Source organism: Rheinheimera sp., assembly GCF_965283995.1.
Taxonomy (GTDB): domain Bacteria; phylum Pseudomonadota; class Gammaproteobacteria; order Enterobacterales; family Alteromonadaceae; genus Pararheinheimera.
Map to the genome: position 1 here is coordinate 1,991,701 of NZ_CBDIQG010000001.1, position 18,704 is coordinate 2,010,404.

The window sequence follows — 18,704 nt, forward strand, 5'->3', positions numbered from 1 at the left end:
ATTGCCTCCCAATGTATTGCGTTGCTGCTGTGTAGCATTTCCATTCGCTGGTGCTCTGGCATAGCTCCCCGACATAGTTCCCTGAGGCAGGAACAGTATAGTCGCCACACACTGCATTAGATAAATTTAATATAAGTATATATTAGAAAATTCTAATTAGAAAGTGACCTGCCTACAGCTGGATCGAACCGAAAAACCAGATTAATAAAAAGCAGTCGAGATCAAATGATGTGGGATCGTTGGGGCAAGGCGCAAAGTATTTAACCCTGACGCTTAGTCAGGGTTAAATACTTATTACAAATTAGAAGCTTACTTAAATGAGGTGACTTCGTCCGCGCTCAGAAAACGATATTCACCTTCGGCCAGACTTTCGTCCAGCGCCAGCGAACCTACACGTTCGCGGTGCAGCCGTACCACTTTATTGCCAATGGCGGCAAACATCCGTTTGACCTGATGGTAACGGCCTTCATGAATGGTCAACAGGCATTCGGTCGGGCTGACAATTTCCAGCTGTGCCGGTTTGGTCAGATCTTTTTCGCCGCGTAGCATCACACCTTCAGCAAACAAGGCAATAGCGCTGTCTTCGACCGGATCAGCTAACCAAGCGCGATAGGTTTTGGCGCAATGATGTTTTGGGCTACTGATTTTATGTGACCACTGGCCATCATCGGTGATCAGCAGCAAGCCTGTAGTATCTAAATCTAACCGGCCGACGGTATGCAGTTTTTCGACGTTAGGCTCATCGAGCAGCACAAACACTGTGTTGTGATCCGGGTCGTCAGTCGAACAGACATAACCGGTTGGTTTGTGCAGCAGGATATAACGCGGCCCGGTCAATTGCAGTAGCTCGTCATCCAGCAAAACAACATCGCTGGCTTTGATTTGCTGCGCCGGCTGTTTGCACAACACGCCATTAAGCAAGATCTCGCCCTGACGGATCAGTTTGCCAGCCTGACTACGCGTCAGTCCGGTGCAATCACAGACAAATTTATCTAAACGCATTGGTATATGGTCCATGACGGTGGGGGCGTCAGTGTACTGAGGCGTCCGCGCACCTGCAAGCAGCGGCAGGCTGCTATTACAGCGGTTTTAAGCCGTACAGGCTGAGCCGGTCCAGCCAGTATTTCTGCAACGTCAGTCGCTGCAATGCCTGTTCAAACTCTGGATATAGCTGCTGATAATCCCGGGTAAACAGAATTTGCCGGCGATAGGCCGGATAAGGCTGACCGGTAATTTTCAGCTTACCGAGATATTGGGTTTGCCGCCCGTAATATAAAAAGCTGGAGCGTGTGATCACTACATGCTCCAGCTGTTTTTCCAGCAAGCGCGTCAGATTTTCTTTGTCCGAATCGGTATCAATGCGCTGGATTTTGCCCTCGGCAATCAACTCATTCAAACCCGGATAGCTATAACCGCGGATAGCACCAATCCGGCTGCCGGTCAGTTCATTAAGCTGCTGAATTTTATGTGCATGTTGATATGGCGAGACAAAGACTTCGCGATCGCTGAATAAAGTGCCAGACCAGAGGTAAGGCCCTGCATCTGCCACAAACCAGGCCGGGTTGGTCCACAAGGCAATGGTCGGTAATCGTGCCGCCAGCCGCTGATTCAGTTCAGGCCGGCTGATTTGCTGCAGATTCAGTTGATACTGGTCGCCCAATTCCTGCTGGAGTGCGCGGATCAGATCATAATTCAGCCCAGTGTCATTCTCTGCGTTGATCACAAAGGGCGGCGCATTGTGGTACGCATACAACGTCACCACTGTTGTGGCGGTGGCCGGGCTCAGCCAGCACCAGAGAATAAACCACCACCAATTCCGCATGCATTGCCACTCCACTGGACTCCCGGTTTTAACCTTAGCTGTCATCGCATCGATACGCCAGCCGGTCAAATGTTGCCGGTTTGTAGCAAATGAAAACCGGACAAACTGGTCCAACCCTGCACTGGCGCCTGCTGCCGCAGAAAACCATGACCTGCTGCATTGCTAACCTGTTGCTAACCGCAGCGCGGCTTTTCTCAGCGTTTTTTGGTTGCATTTACCCCGCGCTTTCCTCTACATTGCTGCTGCCTCTGTCTGACTTCTGCGCAACAGCAGGACCGGGGTTGCCTACCAACCCACATAATTATTAAAACGAATGATTCACCGACGAGAACATCATGACTGATCAATTAATCGCCCGGGGCAACTGGGGCTCACGCATCGGCTTTATTCTGGCCGCAGCTGGCTCAGCAGTAGGCCTGGGTGCAATCTGGAAATTCCCTTATGTCGCAGGCGCCAATGGCGGCGGCGTGTTTTTGCTGGTGTACCTGGCTTGTGTGTTTTCTGTCGGCGTCGTCATGATGTTGGCGGAAATGATGATTGGCCGCAGCGCCAAAAAATCTGCCACCTCGGCTTACCGGGTGCTTGGCAAAGGCAAATGGCATTGGGCCGGTTGGATCTCGGTACTCTGTGTCTATTTAATTCTCGGCTTTTATTGTGTCGTCGGTGGCTGGACCATTGCCTACATTGTCGAGGCGGTCAAAGGCGACATCTTAACCACTGACGCCAAAATATTAAGTGATACCTTCACCAACTTTATTGCCGATCCGACAGCCTCCCTCATTTACACCGCCGGCTTTATGGCCATCACGGCGCTGATTGTGGTCGCCGGTGTACAAGCGGGTATCGAGCGGATCTGTAAGGTGTTGATGCCAGTGTTGTTCGCGTTGATGTTATTCCTGGTGTACCGCAGTCTGACGCTGCCAGGCGCGATGGAAGGCGTGATGTACTTTATAACGCCGGACTGGAGCAAACTGTCGATTAAGATGGTATTAGATGCGCTGGGTCTTGCGGTGTTCTCGCTGTCGGTCGGCGCCGGTCTGATGATCGCTTACGGCTCTTATTTGAGCGAAGAAACCAAAATTGTCAACGCAGGTTTGTGGATTGCTGGCCTTGCGACTATGGCTTCTGTACTGGCTGGCCTGATGATTCTGCCGGCGGTATTTGCCTTCCATGTCGATCCTGCAGCGGGTCCTGGCCTGACCTTTATCACGATGCCAGCCCTGTTTGCACAAATGGCCGGTGGCCAGTTACTGGCGCTGGTGTTTTTCTCATTGTTGCTGTTTGCCGCAGTCACTTCATCGATTTCGATTCTCGAACCAGCGGTTGCTTTCCTGATTGATGAATACGGCATGGCACGGCGCACCGCAACATTAATTGTGGCTGTTTCCAATTACGTCATTCTGGGTGTACCAGCGGCACTGTCGTTTGGCAGCATGGCCGAAAGCATGAAAGTCTTTGGCAAAACGCCGTTTGACCTGATGGACTTCGTCGCTTCGAACCTGCTGATGCCACTGGGCGGTATGTTTGCCGCCGTGTTTGTTGGCTGGGCCATCTGGCACAAAATCAAGCCAATCCTGCAGGACGAAATGCATAAACACGTGCTGTCAGGCTATCGCCTGCTGGCTGCAGTGGTTGCCCCACTGTTGATTGCGATTGTTGCTTACATGACAATTAAAGGCTGATGCCTGTTGGCGCTGTGTAAGTGCAAGACGTGCATCTAAGACAAAGCCAGCATTTGCTGGCTTTGTTATTTTCTGCTGACTGGTGCGGTAAAAACAGCACCTGAACATCCACTCAACTCTCAGTCTTCTTAATCGGCTTGGCTGTCGCAGGGCCTGACAGCGCTTTGCTCGATTTGCCTGGATGCAGATATTTGTCTTTGGGTGCAAAAGCACTTGGCATCACTTCAATACCAAGTTTACGGCCCAATTTAACGATCAGGGGAATCGTGATTGGGGCAAACGGCAGAATCGCGAAGACTCCCAAGCCTGTAGCACGCAGCACGTCGGCTAACTGAGAATTGGCTTGCTGCAATTCAGCCTTACTGACCTGCCCGGTCACATAATTCTGGTAAATACGCAGCATCTGCTTGGTTTCAGCTTTTTCCTGCGACAACGCACATTGCAGCCGGATCATGCTAAAGCGGATCCGCATCATGCTTTTGCGACGTTGTAACCGGAGCACACGCAAAGGCGCTTTATGCAGGTGACGTAACAGTACCATTCCGATCCTCGGGGTCGCATACCACCCTCAGACAATGCACCACAGATGCTGTCGGGTGAGATCTCTATTATCGTCTTCTGCTGTAAAGAAAAACAGTATTATTTGCTGATTTTTTCCCCCTGCTTTGGTCGAGTCGACACAGCGACTGCAGACCAGGCTTGCAGGTCTTGATGCTTGCATTTCCGGTAGTAACCTGCTTAAAAATAAACATTTTAATTACGTAGTTGCCCATTATTTCACCTGATGTTTAAATAAAATCTGTACAACGCCGCAGCGTCAGAGGGAGCTATGACAACTATCCGCATCAGTCGTTTGACCCACCAGTTTCAACACAAACCAAACCGAAAACTGGCACTGAGTCTGTCTTTTTTTTGTTGTTTGCTGATCACTGGCTGCGGCGGAGGCGACAGCGCAGCGTCGCTTCCGGTGACACCAGTAACTCCGCCAGCCACTAATTTGAACAGCGCACAGCAGTTTGTCAGCCAGCAGGCTGTCGCGCTGCAATCACTGACACAAGACCAGGATTTTTCCGAACTCAAACCCATTGCAGATGCGATTGGCAAAGCACGGATTGTGCAGCTGGGGGAAAGTAGCCATGGTTCAGGCTCAATGAACCAGCTGAAAACCCGGCTGATTAAGTATTTGCATCAACACCATGGATTTAATCTGATCGCCTTTGAAAGCTCGATGTTTGCCTGCAACCAGGGTTTGGAACCACAAGCTGCAGTGGCAGCTGATGTCCTGATGTATTCCTGTATTTTTGGCGTCTGGCATACCGAAGAGGTATTGGAGTTATTTCGCTATATCAAACAGACACAAAACACAGACCGGCCGTTACGGCTGGCAGGCTTTGATCCGCAACTCAGCGGTATTGAAAACGAATCAACGATGCGCAGTTTTTATCAACAAGCGCTGGCTAGCCTGACTGCATCTCAACGCACAGACATCATCAATCTGGCACTGGACGTCCTTTCATTACAAAAAGATGGTGTCAGTTGTTTTCGCAATGATGCAGCCGCCTGTGCCAGAGTGAAAGCGCAACATGCTGACCTAAAAACCCGCTTATCGCAGGCTGCCGCCATGCTGGACGGGCTGACATCTGCGCAAGGCCAGCTCGCTTATTTGCTGATGATTTCCAATCAGCATGCTATCGACTCGCAATTAAACGAAGCCAACAAAAACGGCCGCTGGATTGAAGCGCGGGATCTGGGCATGGCGGCGAATATCACCGGTCTGTTGCAGCGCCGCTACCCGCAGGAAAAAATGCTGGTCTGGGCACATAACGCCCATATTGCAGAAGACTTTCCCTGGGAGCGGCTGCGCAGCGGTAATGAAAAAGTGATGGGCATGCACTTGCATCAGCAATGGCAGGATGAACTCTTTACTATCGGATTATTTATGCTGACAGGTCAGCAAGCCGACAATAACCGCAATGTCACGGCGGTCACGCCGCATCAAGCCACTTCGCTGGAGGGCTTGTTTATGCATTTGAATCATCCGGTTAGCTTTATGCGTTTGCCCAAAACCGACCAGCCGGGTGAGGGCGACGACTGGTTACATCAGCTCTATGTTTACAAAGACTGGGGCGCGCAGGAACAGCGGGCTTATCTGGCGCGCAGCTTCGACGCCGTGCTGGTGATCCGCAACAACACAGCACCGCGCTATCTATCCGGGCAATGAACGAGGACTACTCAAGCCACCCGCACGACAAAATTGCCGTTGCGCAGATTTTCACGCTGATAAGCCGGGCCTTCGATGCCGTCATAGCTGACGCTAGCGCCGGCGGCGGTGGCGATAATATGGCCGGCGCCGGTGTCCCATAACATGGTTGGGCCAAAGCGGGGATAGATGTGCGCAGCGCCCTCGGCGACCAGACAGAACTTTAACGAACTGCCAACAGCCACCAGTTCATGCTGCGGAAACTGCGCCAGATACGGCTCAACTTCAGGCTGATAGTGGCTTTTACTGCCGACCAGCCGCACCGTTTCACCGGTTTTTGGCGCAATGGCCTGGATCGCGCGCTCACCGCTGCCGTCTGCAACATAGGCTCCCAGCCCTTGTGCGCCGCTGTAAGTCTTGCCGAGCACCGGCGCATGGATCACACCGAGTACCGGCTCACCGGTGTCAATCAGTGCGATATTGACGGTGAATTCGCCGTTGCGTTTGATAAATTCTTTGGTGCCATCCAGCGGGTCGACCAGCCAGAAGCGTTGCCAGTGCTGGCGCTCGCTCCACGGAATATCTGCGGCTTCTTCGGACAACACCGGAATGTGCGGTGTCAGCGCCTGCAATTCGCGCATGATCAGCTGATGCGCGGCTAAATCGGCCGCGGTTAGCGGGCTGTCATCGGCTTTATGTTGCACATCAATGGCTTGCGGCTGATTGTAAATCTCAAGAATAGCATGACCAGCATCAATGCTGATGCGGCGGATTTGTGGCAACCAATGGCTGAGCTCAGCGGGTGTCGTTAACATTCACATATGTCCCTGTCAGGATTGTGGCTGGATAATGCCACGTTGCTGCAGTAATTTCAGCAACTGCTGTACACTGTCATCCAGTGACAGGACACCAGTGTCGAGGCTAATCTCCGGCTGTAGCGGCGCTTCGTAAGGGTCTGAAATACCTGTGAAATTGGCGATTTCACCACGACGGGCTTTCTGATAAAGGCCTTTGACGTCACGCTGCTCACAAACATCCAGCGAGGTTGCCACATGCACTTCAATAAAACGGCCTTCCGGCAAACTGGCGCGAATAGCATCGCGCTGGCTACGCAGCGGCGAGACAAAGGCGCTCAGTACGATCAAGCCGGCATCCAGCATCAGCCCCGCCACAGCGCCAACGCGGCGCAGGTTCTCGTTGCGGTCGGCTTCGCTAAAGCCTAAACCGGCACATAAACCATGGCGCACGTTGTCACCATCGAGCAGATAGGTGTGGGCACCGCACTGCAGCAACGCCTGCTCTAAAGCGCCGGCGACGGTCGATTTACCGGCACCACTTAAGCCGGTGAACCACAACACCACCGCCTGTTGCTGTTTCTGCGCTTCGCGCTCGGTGCGGCTGACGGCATGTTGTTGCCAAACGATGTTATTGGCGTTGATTGACGCTGGATCCTGACCCATCTGCTGTTTGCCTTCTATTACAACTTACTAATATCAACTGCCTGCCAGTGCGGGAAATGTTTACGCACTAAGGCGTTAAATTCCAGCTCAAAAGCACTGAACTCAGCACGGCTGCTGTTTGACGCCAGCGCGCTGTCGACCATGCCGGCACCGACGGTGATATTGCTGATCCGGTCGATAAAAATAAAGCCACCGGTGTCGCGGTTCTTGCTGTACGGGTCAAATACCACGGCTTCGGTCAGTTCCAGCTCAACCAGCGCGATACTGTTCAGACTCAGCTCGGTAGCGGCATGCTCTTCCAACGTGTTCACATCAATGCTATGCGCAATGGCAGTGACTGTGCCTGGTACTTTTTTCGTGCCGAGTTTGATGTTGTATTGCTTGCCGATAGTCAGTGGTTCTTCGTGCATCCACACCACTTTGGCCAAAATCCGGTTCGACACGCCGGCATGATGCTGCGCAGGAACTATCACATCACCACGGCTGATGTCTATTTCATCGGTCAGCGTCAGAGTCACCGCCTGACCGGCAAAAGCTTCAGGCAATTCGCCATCGAAAGTCACGATGGATTTCACCACTGAGCCTTTGCCTGACGGCAAGGCAACCACGGCATCACCGACTTTAAAACTGCCGGATGCGACAGTACCGGCAAAACCGCGGAAGTCCAGATTCGGCCGGCTGACATACTGCACTGGCAAGCGCGCTTCAAACGCATGATTAAAGCCAGTCACCGGCGCATCTTCTAACAGTGCCAGCAACGTCGGGCCTTGATACCAAGGTGCTTGTGCCGAGCGGTTGACCACGTTGTCGCCGTTTAACGCCGACAGCGGCACAAACTGAATATCCGGCACCTGCAGCTGCGCCGCGAAAGCTAAATACTCTTGGCGGATCTCGTCGTAACGCGCTTCCGAGAAGCCCACCAGATCCATTTTATTGATGGCCACGACAAACTGCTTAATGCCCAGCAGCGAACAGATAAAGCTGTGGCGGCGGGTCTGCACCTGCACGCCGTAGCGCGCGTCGACCAGAATAATCGCCAGGTCGCAGTTCGAAGCGCCGGTTGCCATATTGCGGGTGTACTGCTCATGGCCCGGTGTGTCGGCGATGATAAACTTGCGTTTGGACGTGGAGAAATACCGGTATGCCACATCGATGGTAATACCTTGCTCACGTTCAGCCTGTAAACCGTCGACCAGTAACGCCAGATCAATGGCTTCACCGGTGGTGCCATGCGTTTTGCTGTCTTTATGCAAAGCCGCCAGCTGGTCTTCATAAATCTGTGCGCTGTCATGCAGCAAACGGCCAATCAGCGTGCTTTTGCCATCATCGACCGAGCCACAGGTTAAAAACTTCAGCAATGATTTGTGCTGTTGCTGCTTGAGGTATTCTTCGATCCCCAGCTGTTCGAGTTCAATTGCCACTGACATCAGAAATAGCCCTCACGTTTTTTCTTTTCCATCGACCCGCTGGAATCGCTGTCAATGACCCGGCCTTGCCGTTCACTGGAACGCGATAACAACATCTCTTCAATAATGCCGGTTAACGTCGTCGCTTCCGACTCGACAGCACCGGTCAGCGGGTAACAACCTAAAGTGCGGAAACGCACCAGTTTCTGCTCCGGTACTTCGCCCGGATTGAGCGGCATCCGGTCATCGTCGACCATAATCATGGTGCCATTGCGTTCAACCACCGGGCGGTGCGCAGCAAAATACAGCGGCACTATGTCGATGTTTTCCTGATAGATGTATTGCCAGATATCCAGTTCAGTCCAGTTGGACAGCGGGAACACGCGGATACTTTCGCGTTTATTGACCTGACCGTTATAGGTATGCCACAGCTCAGGCCGCTGGTTTTTCGGGTCCCAGCGATGGTACTGGTCACGGAATGAGTAGATCCGCTCTTTGGCGCGGGATTTTTCTTCATCCCGGCGTGCGCCACCAAAGGCCGCGTCAAAACCATATTTGTTCAGCGCTTGTTTCAGGCCTTCGGTTTTCATCACGTCTGTATGTTTAGCGCTACCGAAAGTGAACGGGTTCATGCCCATTGCCAGACCTTCCGGGTTTTTGTGCACGATCAATTCAAAATCGTAGTCTTTAGCCAAGCGATCCCGAAACGCGATCATCTCGCGGAATTTCCAGTCGGTATCGACATGCAGCAGCGGGAACGGGATCTTGCCCGGATAAAAAGCTTTGCGCGCCAGATGCAGCAGCACCGACGAGTCTTTACCAATCGAATACAGCATGACCGGATTATCAAATTCGGCCGCTACTTCACGGAAGATCTGAATACTTTCCGCTTCGAGCTGTTGTAAGTGCGTTAGGGTCGGCATATCAGTTACCTTGCTATAAAAACTATTCAATTCAATCAGTTTGATCTGCTGCGCAGCATCAGTTCTGCGCCAGTTGTTTCTGCATCAATTCAGCGGCGTGATCTGCGCACGCGGTGTTTGCGCGCCATACCAGGCCAATTTTTTCTGCAGCGCCACCACTTCGCCAATCACCAGCAATGCCGGCGATTGCACCTGGTGTTGCTCAATCAATGTTGCCAGTTGCCCCAACGTGCCAGTGAACACGCGTTGCTCTGGTCGGGTGCCGTTTTCCAGAATCGCAACCGGCGTGTCTGCTGATCGGCCTGCAGCCAGCAGCTGCGCCTGAATATGTGCCGATTTCATCAGGCCCATATAAATCACTAAGGTTTGGTTCGGCCGGCTCAGGCTTTGCCAGTCCGGCTCTTTGCCGTCTTTCTGGCAATGTCCGGTGACAAACTGTACCGCCTGCGCATAGTCGCGGTGCGTCAGCGGAATGCCGGCATAAGCAGCACAACCAGCGGCGGCGGTAATGCCCGGCACCACCTGAAACGGAATTTGATGCGGCAACAACACTTCGATTTCTTCCGCGCCCCGGCCAAAAATAAACGGATCCCCACCTTTTAACCGGCAGATTTTTTTGCCTTCCAGTGCCAGCTTCACCAACAGCGCGTTGGTTTCCTCCTGTGCGACCGAGTGCGCGCCGGCTTTTTTGCCAACACAGATGAGCTCGGCGTCACGGCGTACCAGCGCCATAATCGGTGCTGAGACTAAATAGTCGTACACCACCACATCGGCTTGTTGCATCAGCTGCAACGCTTTGAGCGTCAATAACTCCGGATCGCCTGGGCCGGCGCCAACGACAAAAACTTCACCGCGCAGTGGCTGATGGCCGTCGAGCATTTGTTCCAAAGTATCTTCGGCGGCCTGTGGCTGGCCGCTTTGCAGCAAGCTCACCACTTTCGAGCTGAATACCTGTTCGTAAAACTGGCGGCGGGCAGCAAAATTGTCCAGCTTCTGCTGCACGTTTTTGCGGAACTTGCCGACCAGCGTAGCCAAAGGCCCCAGGTGCTGCGGTAATAACGTTTCCAACTGTTCGCGCAGCCGGCGTACCAACACGGGCGCAGTGCCGCCGCTGGAAATCGCGATTTGAATAGGCGCACGGTTAATGATGGAGGGGAAAATAAACTCGCATTTGTCTTGATCATCAACGGTATTGACCCAGACCTGACGTGCCGTGGCGGCCTGATGCACCGCCGCATTGACTGCGTCATCGTCGGTCGCGGCAATCACCAGCCAATGACCAGAAATTTGCTCAGGCTGAAAGTCGCCCTGCAGCAGCACGGCTTTGCCCTGTGTGGACCAATGCTGAAATTCCGTTTCAAACTGATGTGACACCACGGTCAGCACCGCGCCGGCATCCAGCAGCGCACGCGCTTTACGCAAAGCGACATGGCCACCGCCTATCAGCAGCACGGCTTTGCCGGTCAAATCAGTAAAAATCGGTAAATACTGCACGCTCAGGTCCCCACGGGCTCTTGCCTTAGTCAGGCTCAGATCATCGACACACCATACTGCATTTCAGTAAAACACAGCGGGGTTATCCAACATGGCTGCGATATTAGACGTCTAAACGTCCTGAATCCAAGAAGCAAATCGGCTCAGATATAACTAAAAGGAATTAGCGGCTTGGTTTTCGGACTTTAAGCAGGACTCAGGCTGGCAGGGCTAAATCGGAGTAACAGGCCGGCATCTATTGATACCGGCCTGGCAGTAACAACTTAAGCGCCAGCGCGCTGACTGACGGCGGCAGTAAACACGACGTCAGTTGAGCTGTTCAGCGCAGTTTCGCAGGAATCCTGCACCACACCGATGATAAAACCAACTGCAACTACCTGCATGGCAATTTCAGCCGGGATACCAAACAGACCGCAGGCGAGTGGAATTAACAGCAAAGACCCCCCGGCCACGCCAGAGGCACCACAAGCACAGATTGAAGCAACCACACTTAACAGCATCGCGGTGGCAAAATCGACCGGGATGCCTAAGGTGTGCACGGCAGCGAGTGTCAGCACTGTGATGGTGATCGCCGCACCGGCCATGTTAATGGTGGCACCGAGCGGGATCGATACTGAATAAGTATCTTCATCCAGTTTCAGCTTTTCACACAGCATCATGTTGACCGGAATATTGGCGGCGGAGCTACGGGTGAAAAATGCCGGAATGCCGCTTTCACGTAAACACGTCAGCACCAGCGGATATGGATTACGTCGCGTTGTGATAAATACCAGTAATGGGTTCACGACAAAGGCAATCACCGCCATCGACCCGACCAGCACTGCCAATAAATGGCCGTAACTGGCTAGGCCGGCAAAACCGGTAGTGGCGACTGTTTCTGCCACCAGACCAAAAATACCGATCGGGGCCAAGCGGATGATGAGTGTCACCAGGTGCGAAACCCCGTGCGAAATATCACTGAATACTTTTTTCGTTGTGCTATTGGCATGATGCAGGCCCAGACCAAAACCGATGGACCAGGTTAATACACCAATAAAGTTGCCGGTCAGCAGCGCATTAACCGGGTTGTCGACGGCCTGAAACAGAATGCCTTTGAGCACCTGACCAATGCCTTCTGGTGCAGTGACGGCCTGCTGGGCGTCGCTGAGGATCAAACTACTGGGGAATAGAAAACTGGCGCCGACTGCAGTTAGCGCAGCCAAAAAGGTACCGAGTAAATACAACACCAGCACCGGTTTCATTTTCGCCTGACCACCGATTTTCCGGTTAGCAATGGCGGATGCCACCAGCACAAACACCAGGATCGGCGCGACCGCCTTTAACGCTTTGACAAATAACGCGCCCAGCATGGCGACCGACTGGCCGGCTTCCGTCGACCAGCTAGCCAGCGCGACACCTAAAATCATGCCCAATAAAATTTGCGGCACTAAACCAAAATGGGCGAAAAAGCCCTTTTTCGGGATTTCAGCGCCTGATACTGTTGTTTTTGTTGTCATTATCGGAATTTCCAATTGGAGTACTGCCTGATTCTGCCGTGTCCGAACGGGCGGAGCAAGGCTGACCAGCATAGTGCTGCCGAAACTCTGCGACGAATGCGGCGAGTACCGGCAATTTTCCGCTGGAATTCAGCGTTGCGCCTGTGTTAACAATATGAAAAATAATGACGGAGTCTGTTCATGCGGTTGATGGCGTTATTCCTGAGTATCTGTCTGGCCGGTTGCGCGCAACAAGTCCCCCTGGCTACAGCAAACCAGGCCAAGCAGGCGAATGCAGTCGTGCATTCGCAGATACGAGCGAAAGCACCGCAGATCCCGCCGCAGATTTTCGCTACTGCCGCCGCTGTACCGGACCTAGCGGAACTGTCGCAACTGACTGCAGCGCAACAACAGGATTTCCTCAGCTATTTCCATCACCCGCGTTATGCAGATCAAACGCCGGAATACCGCCTGTACAGTTACATGCAAAACGTGCTGGCTGTGTTTCAGTTTAACGGCAGCACCACCAGCGCCAGCGAGGTGATGCGCAGCGGCTCCGCCAATTGCGTTAGTCTGGCATTGCTGACCAAAGCACTGGCCGATTTGGCTGGTATCGACCTGCGTTTTCGCGCCACGTACCGCGAACCTGTCATCGATATCCGTGGCGATTTGTTGCTTCAGGCCACCCATGTGCGCAGCTACCTGAACGCGGACCCGGATTCCAACACGATCCGTCAGCTTTACATCGATTACTTCCGCGGTCCTCTGAGCTATCAGGGCGATTTTCTCAGCGACTCTCGTTTTAAAGCGACTGTGTACAACAATCTGGCGGCGGAAGCTTTACTGCGTGGCGAGTATGACCAGGCCTATGCGCTGATCAAGACCAGCCTGCAGCAGGATGACCAATTCGTCCCGGCAATAAACCTGATGGCGGTGTTATTACGTCGCCAGCAACAGCCTGAGCTGGCACAGCAATGGTATCAATATGGACTTGCCGTGGCACCGCAGCACTTGGCGCTGCTGCACAACTATCAGGTACTGGCCACGCAGTTAGGCGACCAACCGCTGGTACAGCAGTTAGAACAGCAACTGGCGCTGGCCGACAGCGACGATCCTTTTGAGCTTTATATTCAGGCCGTCCAGGCAGAGCAAGCTGGTCGCGAGGCGCTGGCGATCGGCTTCTATCAGCGCTTACAAAAACGAGTGCCCTATTTATTGCAAGCGAACCAGGCGCTGGTACGGCACTATCTGAAAAATCATCAATACCAAGCCGCGCGACAGCTACTGGAACAGGCGCTGGAATATAGTTACGAGCCAGAAAAACGTTCGTTACTAGAGCACAAACTGGCCATGCTACGGACTATGTAAATAGTCGTTTTGCAGCAGCTGGTCGGCGTTTTTGACCTTTGGTCAGTGCGCACTGCAGCATCTGCCCACTCCTTTTATTCTGACCACCCAGCCTTTCCCCCAGGCCGAACTGACAGAAAAGGAGTGGCGCTATGTCGCAGTGGTATTCAATGATGGCTCTGGTATTGAGCTGCAGCCTCAGTTGTAGCACGAGCGTGCAGGCGGCACAGCCGGATCTGCAATACCGTGTACTCGGCAGCAACGCCAAAGGCGACAGCCTGTTACGGGGGCCACAGCATCAGCAATTGCTGCTGCAGACCCTCGATCTGCAATGGCAAAGCCAGCTCGGCGCAAACCAGCAATTTCAGCTCGCCAGTACATTGTGGCGCACAGATCCGCAGCAACCGGCCAGCGCCAGATCGGAGCAAAAGCTGGAGTTTTCCGAAGCTTACTGGAGCATCGACGAGGGCAACTGGAGTTTTAGTGCCGGCAAACGCAAACGCGATTTTGACGTGAATTATGGCCTGCGGCCGCTGGATTTATTTTCGCCAACCGACACTTTGGCGCTCTACACCGTCGTCGCACCAGGCGTCTGGCAAGCGGCTGCCGACTGGTTTGGTGCCGACAATGCCTGGACTTTAATGTGTAATCAGACGGAACAAGTGTTTCGCCGCTATGGCCAAACTCTGCCCGCCAGCACCGGTTGTGGCGCGCGTTATTACCAGCAGGCTGGCGATCTGGAGTGGCAGGCGCTCGCGCATTATGACGAGGACATCGGTTGGCGCGTTGGCGCCAGTCAGGTCTGGGTGCTCAATGAAGGGCTGGCGCTGCAAGGTAGCCTGCTTTGGCAGCAGCACTATTGGACCAATCACTGGATCAAATGGCCCACGTCACAACAGCTGGCTGGCGCCGGAGTCGGAACCGGCATCGATCGCCCGCTGGCTGATGCTTTGCAACAACAAGGTGCCTGGCAGCTCAGTACCGGCCTGAATTACACCGCTGCCGCCGGCTGGAATCTGATACTGGAATATAGCTATGACGGTCAGGCCAGCGCCGACAGGGACTGGCAGGCGCTGCAACAACGGCTGCAAGGCCCGGCGCTGCACACGCTGGAACGACAAAGCAGTCTGCAATTGTTCAGTGGCCGCCAGCTGACGCGGCAACAATGGTTGCTGCATCTGCGCGCTGAAGGCGACTGGCACCCGTCACTGACGTTGCTGTATCAACCGGCGGTAACAGGATTGTTAATCTCAGGGGCTGTCAGTTATAGTGTCAGCGATCAGTTTAAAATTAACTTAGGGATCAAGCACTTCGCTGGCCCTGCCGATAGCAGCTTCCGTCTGCTTGGCAAAAAACACGAAGTCGTGGCCGGAGCCCAATATGCCTTCTGACAGCCCACCCGTCCATTGCAAAGGACAACCCCCGTTCTGGCGCGATCAACTAAACCTGATTGTGCCTTGTTCTTTGTTGGCACTGCTGTTCACGTTATTTGGCATGGGGCCGTTGTGGCTACAGTTGGTTTACGCCAACGGCATAGGCCTGACCATGCGCACAACGATCCGCTGGCTGCAGCGCAACAGACCTGCACTGTCAATGACACTCAATACACTTCTCGCCTTGGCGCTGGCCGGAGTGCTCTGGTTTGGCTTGCCGTTGGGCTGGACCTGGTGGCAGCTCAGTGCAGCCGGCAAGGAGTTTAAACCCGGCTTTGACTTGTCGCTGCTCGGCATCGTACTGGTGGTCAGCGTGGCGATGACGGCGTTTTATTATCTGCTGGATCAACGCTTTCAATTACAACAACAGCTGATGCAAACCGCGCTGAAACAATCGGAGCAGGAAAAACAGCTGCTGGAACAACAGCTGAAACTGCTGCAATCGCAAATCGAACCGCATTTTTTGTTTAATACGCTGGCCAATGTGCAGGCGTTGATCCGGATTGAACCACAACAGGCCAGTCAGATGCTGGCCGCCTTAACGACCTTGTTACGTCAAAGTCTGGACCAGACCCGCGCTCAGCTGGTGCCGCTGGCCGATGAAATCAGCTTCAGCCGCGCTTATCTGCAAATTCAGCAAATTCGTCTCGGTGAGCGTTTGCAGCTGGACTGGCAACAAAGCGACGACCTGCCACTGCAACTGCAGGTTCCGCCGGTGCTGTTGCAACCTTTGTTAGAAAACGCCTTGCAGCACGGCGTTGAACCGGTGCGTAGCGGCGGTCAGCTGCAAGTCCGGCTTTTTGTTGAACAGCAGAAGTTTTGTTGTGTGCTGAGCAACTCGATCCCGTCCGTTAGCGACATTCCGTCGCAAGGCTGTCATCAGGGACAAGGCATTGGCCTCAGTAATACCCGCGCACGGCTGCAACAACGATATGGCGATTTGTCTGGTTTAACTTTAACGCTGGCCGACCATCAGGCCATTGTCCGTCTGGAGATCCCGTTGTGAATACTGGTCTGAATTCGAGTGTAAATCCTGCGGCTCCACGTCTGTTAATTGCCGATGATGAACCGTTATTACGCCGCCATTTGCAGGCACTGCTGGCAGAATTCTGGCCAGAAGCACAGACCACATTGGCCGAAGACGGCGCTGTGGCATTAACTTTGTGTCAGCAGCAACAGTTCGACGTCGCTTTTCTGGATATTCAGATGCCAGGCTTAGATGGTCTGCAGTTATTACGCGAGTTACGCCGGTTACCCGCGCCGCCTTTAGTCGTGTTCAGCACGGCCTATAACCAGCATGCGGTCAGTGCTTTTGAACTGGAGGCGGTGGATTATCTGTTAAAGCCCTTAGAAGAAGGGCGGCTGCAGCAGTGCATCACACGCTTGCAACAACGACTGAGCCAGCAGCAAAAGCCACAGGCAAATCTGCTGCATTTACAACAGCTGTTGAGCCAGTTGCTACCCACAGCTGCAGGAACGCCGCCGCTGAACGAAGCCCCGGAAGTAAAAGCTGCAACGTCTGAGACAGAGCCACTGCGCTGGATCAAGGCCAGCCAGCGCGACACTATTCATCTGCTGGATGTCGCCGATGTCGACTTTTTCCTCGCCGAAGACAAATACACCACAGTGGACAGCGCCGGCCAGCAATACCTGATCCGCACCTCAATCGCCACCTTAGAGCAACAGCTCGACCCGCAGCTGTACTGGCGCATTCACCGCGGCTGCATAGTCCGGGTCAAAAGCATCCTGAAAGTCGAACGCGACGAGTTTGGCCACATGACACTAGTGCTGAAAAACAACCCGACGGAACTTGCCGTCAGCCGCGCTTATCAGCATTTGTTTCGGCAGCATTAATAACTGATAAAGGACAGGCTTACAGTTGTTGCAACAGTGCCTCTGCTTTAGCAAAAACCGGGTCGCTGGCAAAATTTTGATTCCCAAGCACTATCAGGACGAGCCCCTTGTCACGATAGATGCGCAGGCCCGAACTGATGCCGATAAAATCGCCGCCATGACCAACCACAACACCATTGCTGCCGCGGCGAACCGAGAATCCATAGCCATAACTGCGGGCGTTCAGTTCCGGTTTGGCGCTAATCGCGGCTTGTGTCAGTTCAGCAGATAACAGCTGATAGCCGGTTAACGCTTTGGCAAATTTGTATAAATCACCGACAGTGGAATAACCGCCGCCGGCAGAATTGCCTTTCACTCCGTGCACAAACCAGTTGCTTTGCATTGATTGTAATTGCGCCGAATAGGTGTAACCCATCGCCATATTTGGCGTCACTCCGTCAATATCAAAGTTGCCGCTGGCCATCATGCCGGCTTTGGCATAGATATGCTGCTGCACATAAGCATCATAAGACAGGCCACTGACCTGCTCTATCACCATACCCAGCAGTAACATGCCTTCATTACTGTACATATAACGGCTACCAGGTTTGGCACTTAGTGGCAGATGTTTCAGCAAGGGCCGGAATTGCTGCAGCTGCCGGTACTGATTGTGGAGCTGATCAGGATAATCAGGCCAGCCAATGCCGGCGGTGTGGCTTAACAGTTGTTGTAATGTAATGTGCTGAAAGTCTGCGGAAGCGAAAAGGGAAGGATTAACATACCGGACCAGTTTGTCCTGCAACGACAGCTTGTTGGCCTGTGCCAGCTGTAGAATGCTGATCGCAGTAAACATCTTATTCATAGAAGCAAGATTAAAGCGGGTATCAACATTGTTGGGCACCTGAAAACGCAAATCTGCCATACCGCTGGCACTCTGATATAGCACGCCCTGCTCATCAGCGAACAACACAGCCCCGGAAAAAACACCACGGCCGGCCAGCCGGTCCACATAATCGGCCAGTTGCCTGACCAGCTGTGGCCTGGTCAGTTTTGCCCCGGCCGTCGTTTTGGCCGGAGCATCAAAAAGGTCCACCATGGTCACTTTAAAAGGCGGCTGCGCCGATAAATTCAGCTGCAACAGGTAATTCAGTTCAGTATTGGCAGAACGCAGATGGGCAGACACTTGCTGCAGACCATTGCGTAGTTCAAGTTGCGGTGCAGATTCGAGCTGCAATGAGCGGTGAAACCTTTTGATATCACTAAGAAAGGCGATATAACGTTCGCGCCCGCTACCGGCAAAACTCTGCAATGTATCCGGATGCAGCTCATTGTCGACGTAGCGGCTGACGGCCTGTGCGTCGTCACTTTGCAGCATTTGCATCGCGGCGGCGATTTTAGTACCGGCGAGCACTTTGTCATCTTCGGACATTGCCATGGCGAGGCCGCTCTGTAGCAGCATCAGCATGGCAATCCAACAATGCACTAACACAATATGAAGTTTAAGTGGGGTGGCTAGCATCAATAAAGGTCCTGTTGGTAGTATCGGTAGATGAAACTGGCGGCCCGCCAGCAAGAGCATCTCAGTGTCCGCAAGCGGCCACTTTATGGCGATGGCGAAATGCTTCTGTT

16 protein-coding genes are annotated in these 18,704 nt (G+C 53.3%); 6 read left to right on the forward strand and 10 right to left on the reverse strand.

What is annotated here, in order from left to right; translation table 11 throughout:
• Positions 1-309 precede the first annotated feature (309 nt).
• On the reverse strand, positions 310-1,002 hold the full coding sequence (gene rsuA / locus ACQ66Q_RS09140; RefSeq protein ID WP_430456505.1) for a 16S rRNA pseudouridine(516) synthase RsuA: 693 nt from the start codon (positions 1,000-1,002) through the stop codon (positions 310-312).
• A gap of 76 nt (positions 1,003-1,078) precedes the next feature.
• Complete coding sequence (locus ACQ66Q_RS09145) at positions 1,079-1,822, reverse strand: substrate-binding periplasmic protein (RefSeq protein ID WP_430456506.1); 744 nt, start codon at positions 1,820-1,822, stop codon at positions 1,079-1,081.
• Between the two features lie 335 nt (positions 1,823-2,157).
• On the opposite strand from ACQ66Q_RS09145, the gene ACQ66Q_RS09150 reads away from it, so the two are divergent.
• Positions 2,158-3,504, forward strand: a complete 1,347-nt coding sequence (locus tag ACQ66Q_RS09150; protein ID WP_430456507.1) for a sodium-dependent transporter — start codon at positions 2,158-2,160, stop codon at positions 3,502-3,504.
• Positions 3,505-3,616: 112 nt separating this feature from the next.
• Here ACQ66Q_RS09150 and ACQ66Q_RS09155 read toward each other — a convergent pair whose 3' ends face one another.
• Complete coding sequence (locus tag ACQ66Q_RS09155) at positions 3,617-4,045, reverse strand: hypothetical protein (RefSeq protein WP_430456508.1); 429 nt, start codon at positions 4,043-4,045, stop codon at positions 3,617-3,619.
• Between the two features lie 288 nt (positions 4,046-4,333).
• On the opposite strand from ACQ66Q_RS09155, the gene ACQ66Q_RS09160 reads away from it, so the two are divergent.
• On the forward strand, positions 4,334-5,725 hold the full coding sequence (locus ACQ66Q_RS09160; RefSeq protein ID WP_430456509.1) for an erythromycin esterase family protein: 1,392 nt from the start codon (positions 4,334-4,336) through the stop codon (positions 5,723-5,725).
• An 11-nt stretch (positions 5,726-5,736) separates the two neighbouring features.
• Here the strand turns inward: ACQ66Q_RS09160 and cysQ are convergent, their stop codons facing one another.
• The 6 genes from cysQ to sstT all read right to left on the reverse strand — a co-directional run bounded on the left by cysQ (position 5,737) and on the right by sstT (position 12,483).
• On the reverse strand, positions 5,737-6,519 hold the full coding sequence (cysQ, locus tag ACQ66Q_RS09165) for a 3'(2'),5'-bisphosphate nucleotidase CysQ (protein ID WP_430456510.1): 783 nt from the start codon (positions 6,517-6,519) through the stop codon (positions 5,737-5,739).
• A gap of 15 nt (positions 6,520-6,534) precedes the next feature.
• Positions 6,535-7,164 carry an adenylyl-sulfate kinase gene (cysC, locus tag ACQ66Q_RS09170; protein WP_430456511.1) on the reverse strand — a complete coding sequence of 210 codons (630 nt, stop codon included), beginning with the start codon at positions 7,162-7,164 and terminating at the stop codon, positions 6,535-6,537.
• A gap of 17 nt (positions 7,165-7,181) precedes the next feature.
• A complete protein-coding gene (cysN, locus tag ACQ66Q_RS09175; protein ID WP_430456512.1) occupies positions 7,182-8,591 on the reverse strand; it encodes a sulfate adenylyltransferase subunit CysN in 1,410 nt (469 codons plus the stop codon).
• Positions 8,591-9,493, reverse strand: coding sequence for a sulfate adenylyltransferase subunit CysD (gene cysD / locus ACQ66Q_RS09180; RefSeq protein WP_430456513.1), 903 nt, complete (start codon positions 9,491-9,493; stop codon positions 8,591-8,593). Before cysD ends, cysN begins: the two co-directional genes overlap by 1 nt.
• A gap of 84 nt (positions 9,494-9,577) precedes the next feature.
• Positions 9,578-10,987, reverse strand: coding sequence for a siroheme synthase CysG (cysG, locus tag ACQ66Q_RS09185; RefSeq protein ID WP_430456514.1), 1,410 nt, complete (start codon positions 10,985-10,987; stop codon positions 9,578-9,580).
• Positions 10,988-11,250: 263 nt separating this feature from the next.
• Complete coding sequence (gene sstT, locus ACQ66Q_RS09190; RefSeq protein ID WP_430456515.1) at positions 11,251-12,483, reverse strand: serine/threonine transporter SstT; 1,233 nt, start codon at positions 12,481-12,483, stop codon at positions 11,251-11,253.
• 180 nt (positions 12,484-12,663) lie between these two features.
• Between sstT and ACQ66Q_RS09195 the strand changes: the two genes are divergently transcribed.
• The 4 genes from ACQ66Q_RS09195 (at position 12,664) to ACQ66Q_RS09210 (ending at position 17,096) form a co-directional block, all read left to right on the forward strand.
• A complete protein-coding gene (locus ACQ66Q_RS09195) occupies positions 12,664-13,830 on the forward strand; it encodes a tetratricopeptide repeat protein (RefSeq protein ID WP_430456516.1) in 1,167 nt (388 codons plus the stop codon).
• A 131-nt stretch (positions 13,831-13,961) separates the two neighbouring features.
• A complete protein-coding gene (locus ACQ66Q_RS09200) occupies positions 13,962-15,200 on the forward strand; it encodes a hypothetical protein (RefSeq protein ID WP_430456517.1) in 1,239 nt (412 codons plus the stop codon).
• The gene (locus ACQ66Q_RS09205) at positions 15,190-16,248 is read left to right on the forward strand and encodes a sensor histidine kinase (protein WP_430456518.1); all 1,059 of its coding nucleotides are present in this window, start codon (positions 15,190-15,192) and stop codon (positions 16,246-16,248) included. Before ACQ66Q_RS09200 ends, ACQ66Q_RS09205 begins: the two co-directional genes overlap by 11 nt.
• Positions 16,245-17,096 (forward strand): LytR/AlgR family response regulator transcription factor, encoded by an 852-nt coding sequence (locus ACQ66Q_RS09210; RefSeq protein WP_430456519.1) that lies wholly within the window; start codon positions 16,245-16,247, stop codon positions 17,094-17,096. Before ACQ66Q_RS09205 ends, ACQ66Q_RS09210 begins: the two co-directional genes overlap by 4 nt.
• Positions 17,097-17,115: 19 nt before the next feature.
• On the opposite strand, the gene ACQ66Q_RS09215 is transcribed toward ACQ66Q_RS09210, so the two are convergent.
• Positions 17,116-18,594: a serine hydrolase domain-containing protein gene (locus ACQ66Q_RS09215; RefSeq protein ID WP_430456520.1), complete on the reverse strand. Its 1,479-nt coding sequence runs from the start codon at positions 18,592-18,594 to the stop codon at positions 17,116-17,118.
• Positions 18,595-18,704: the final 110 nt, after the last annotated feature.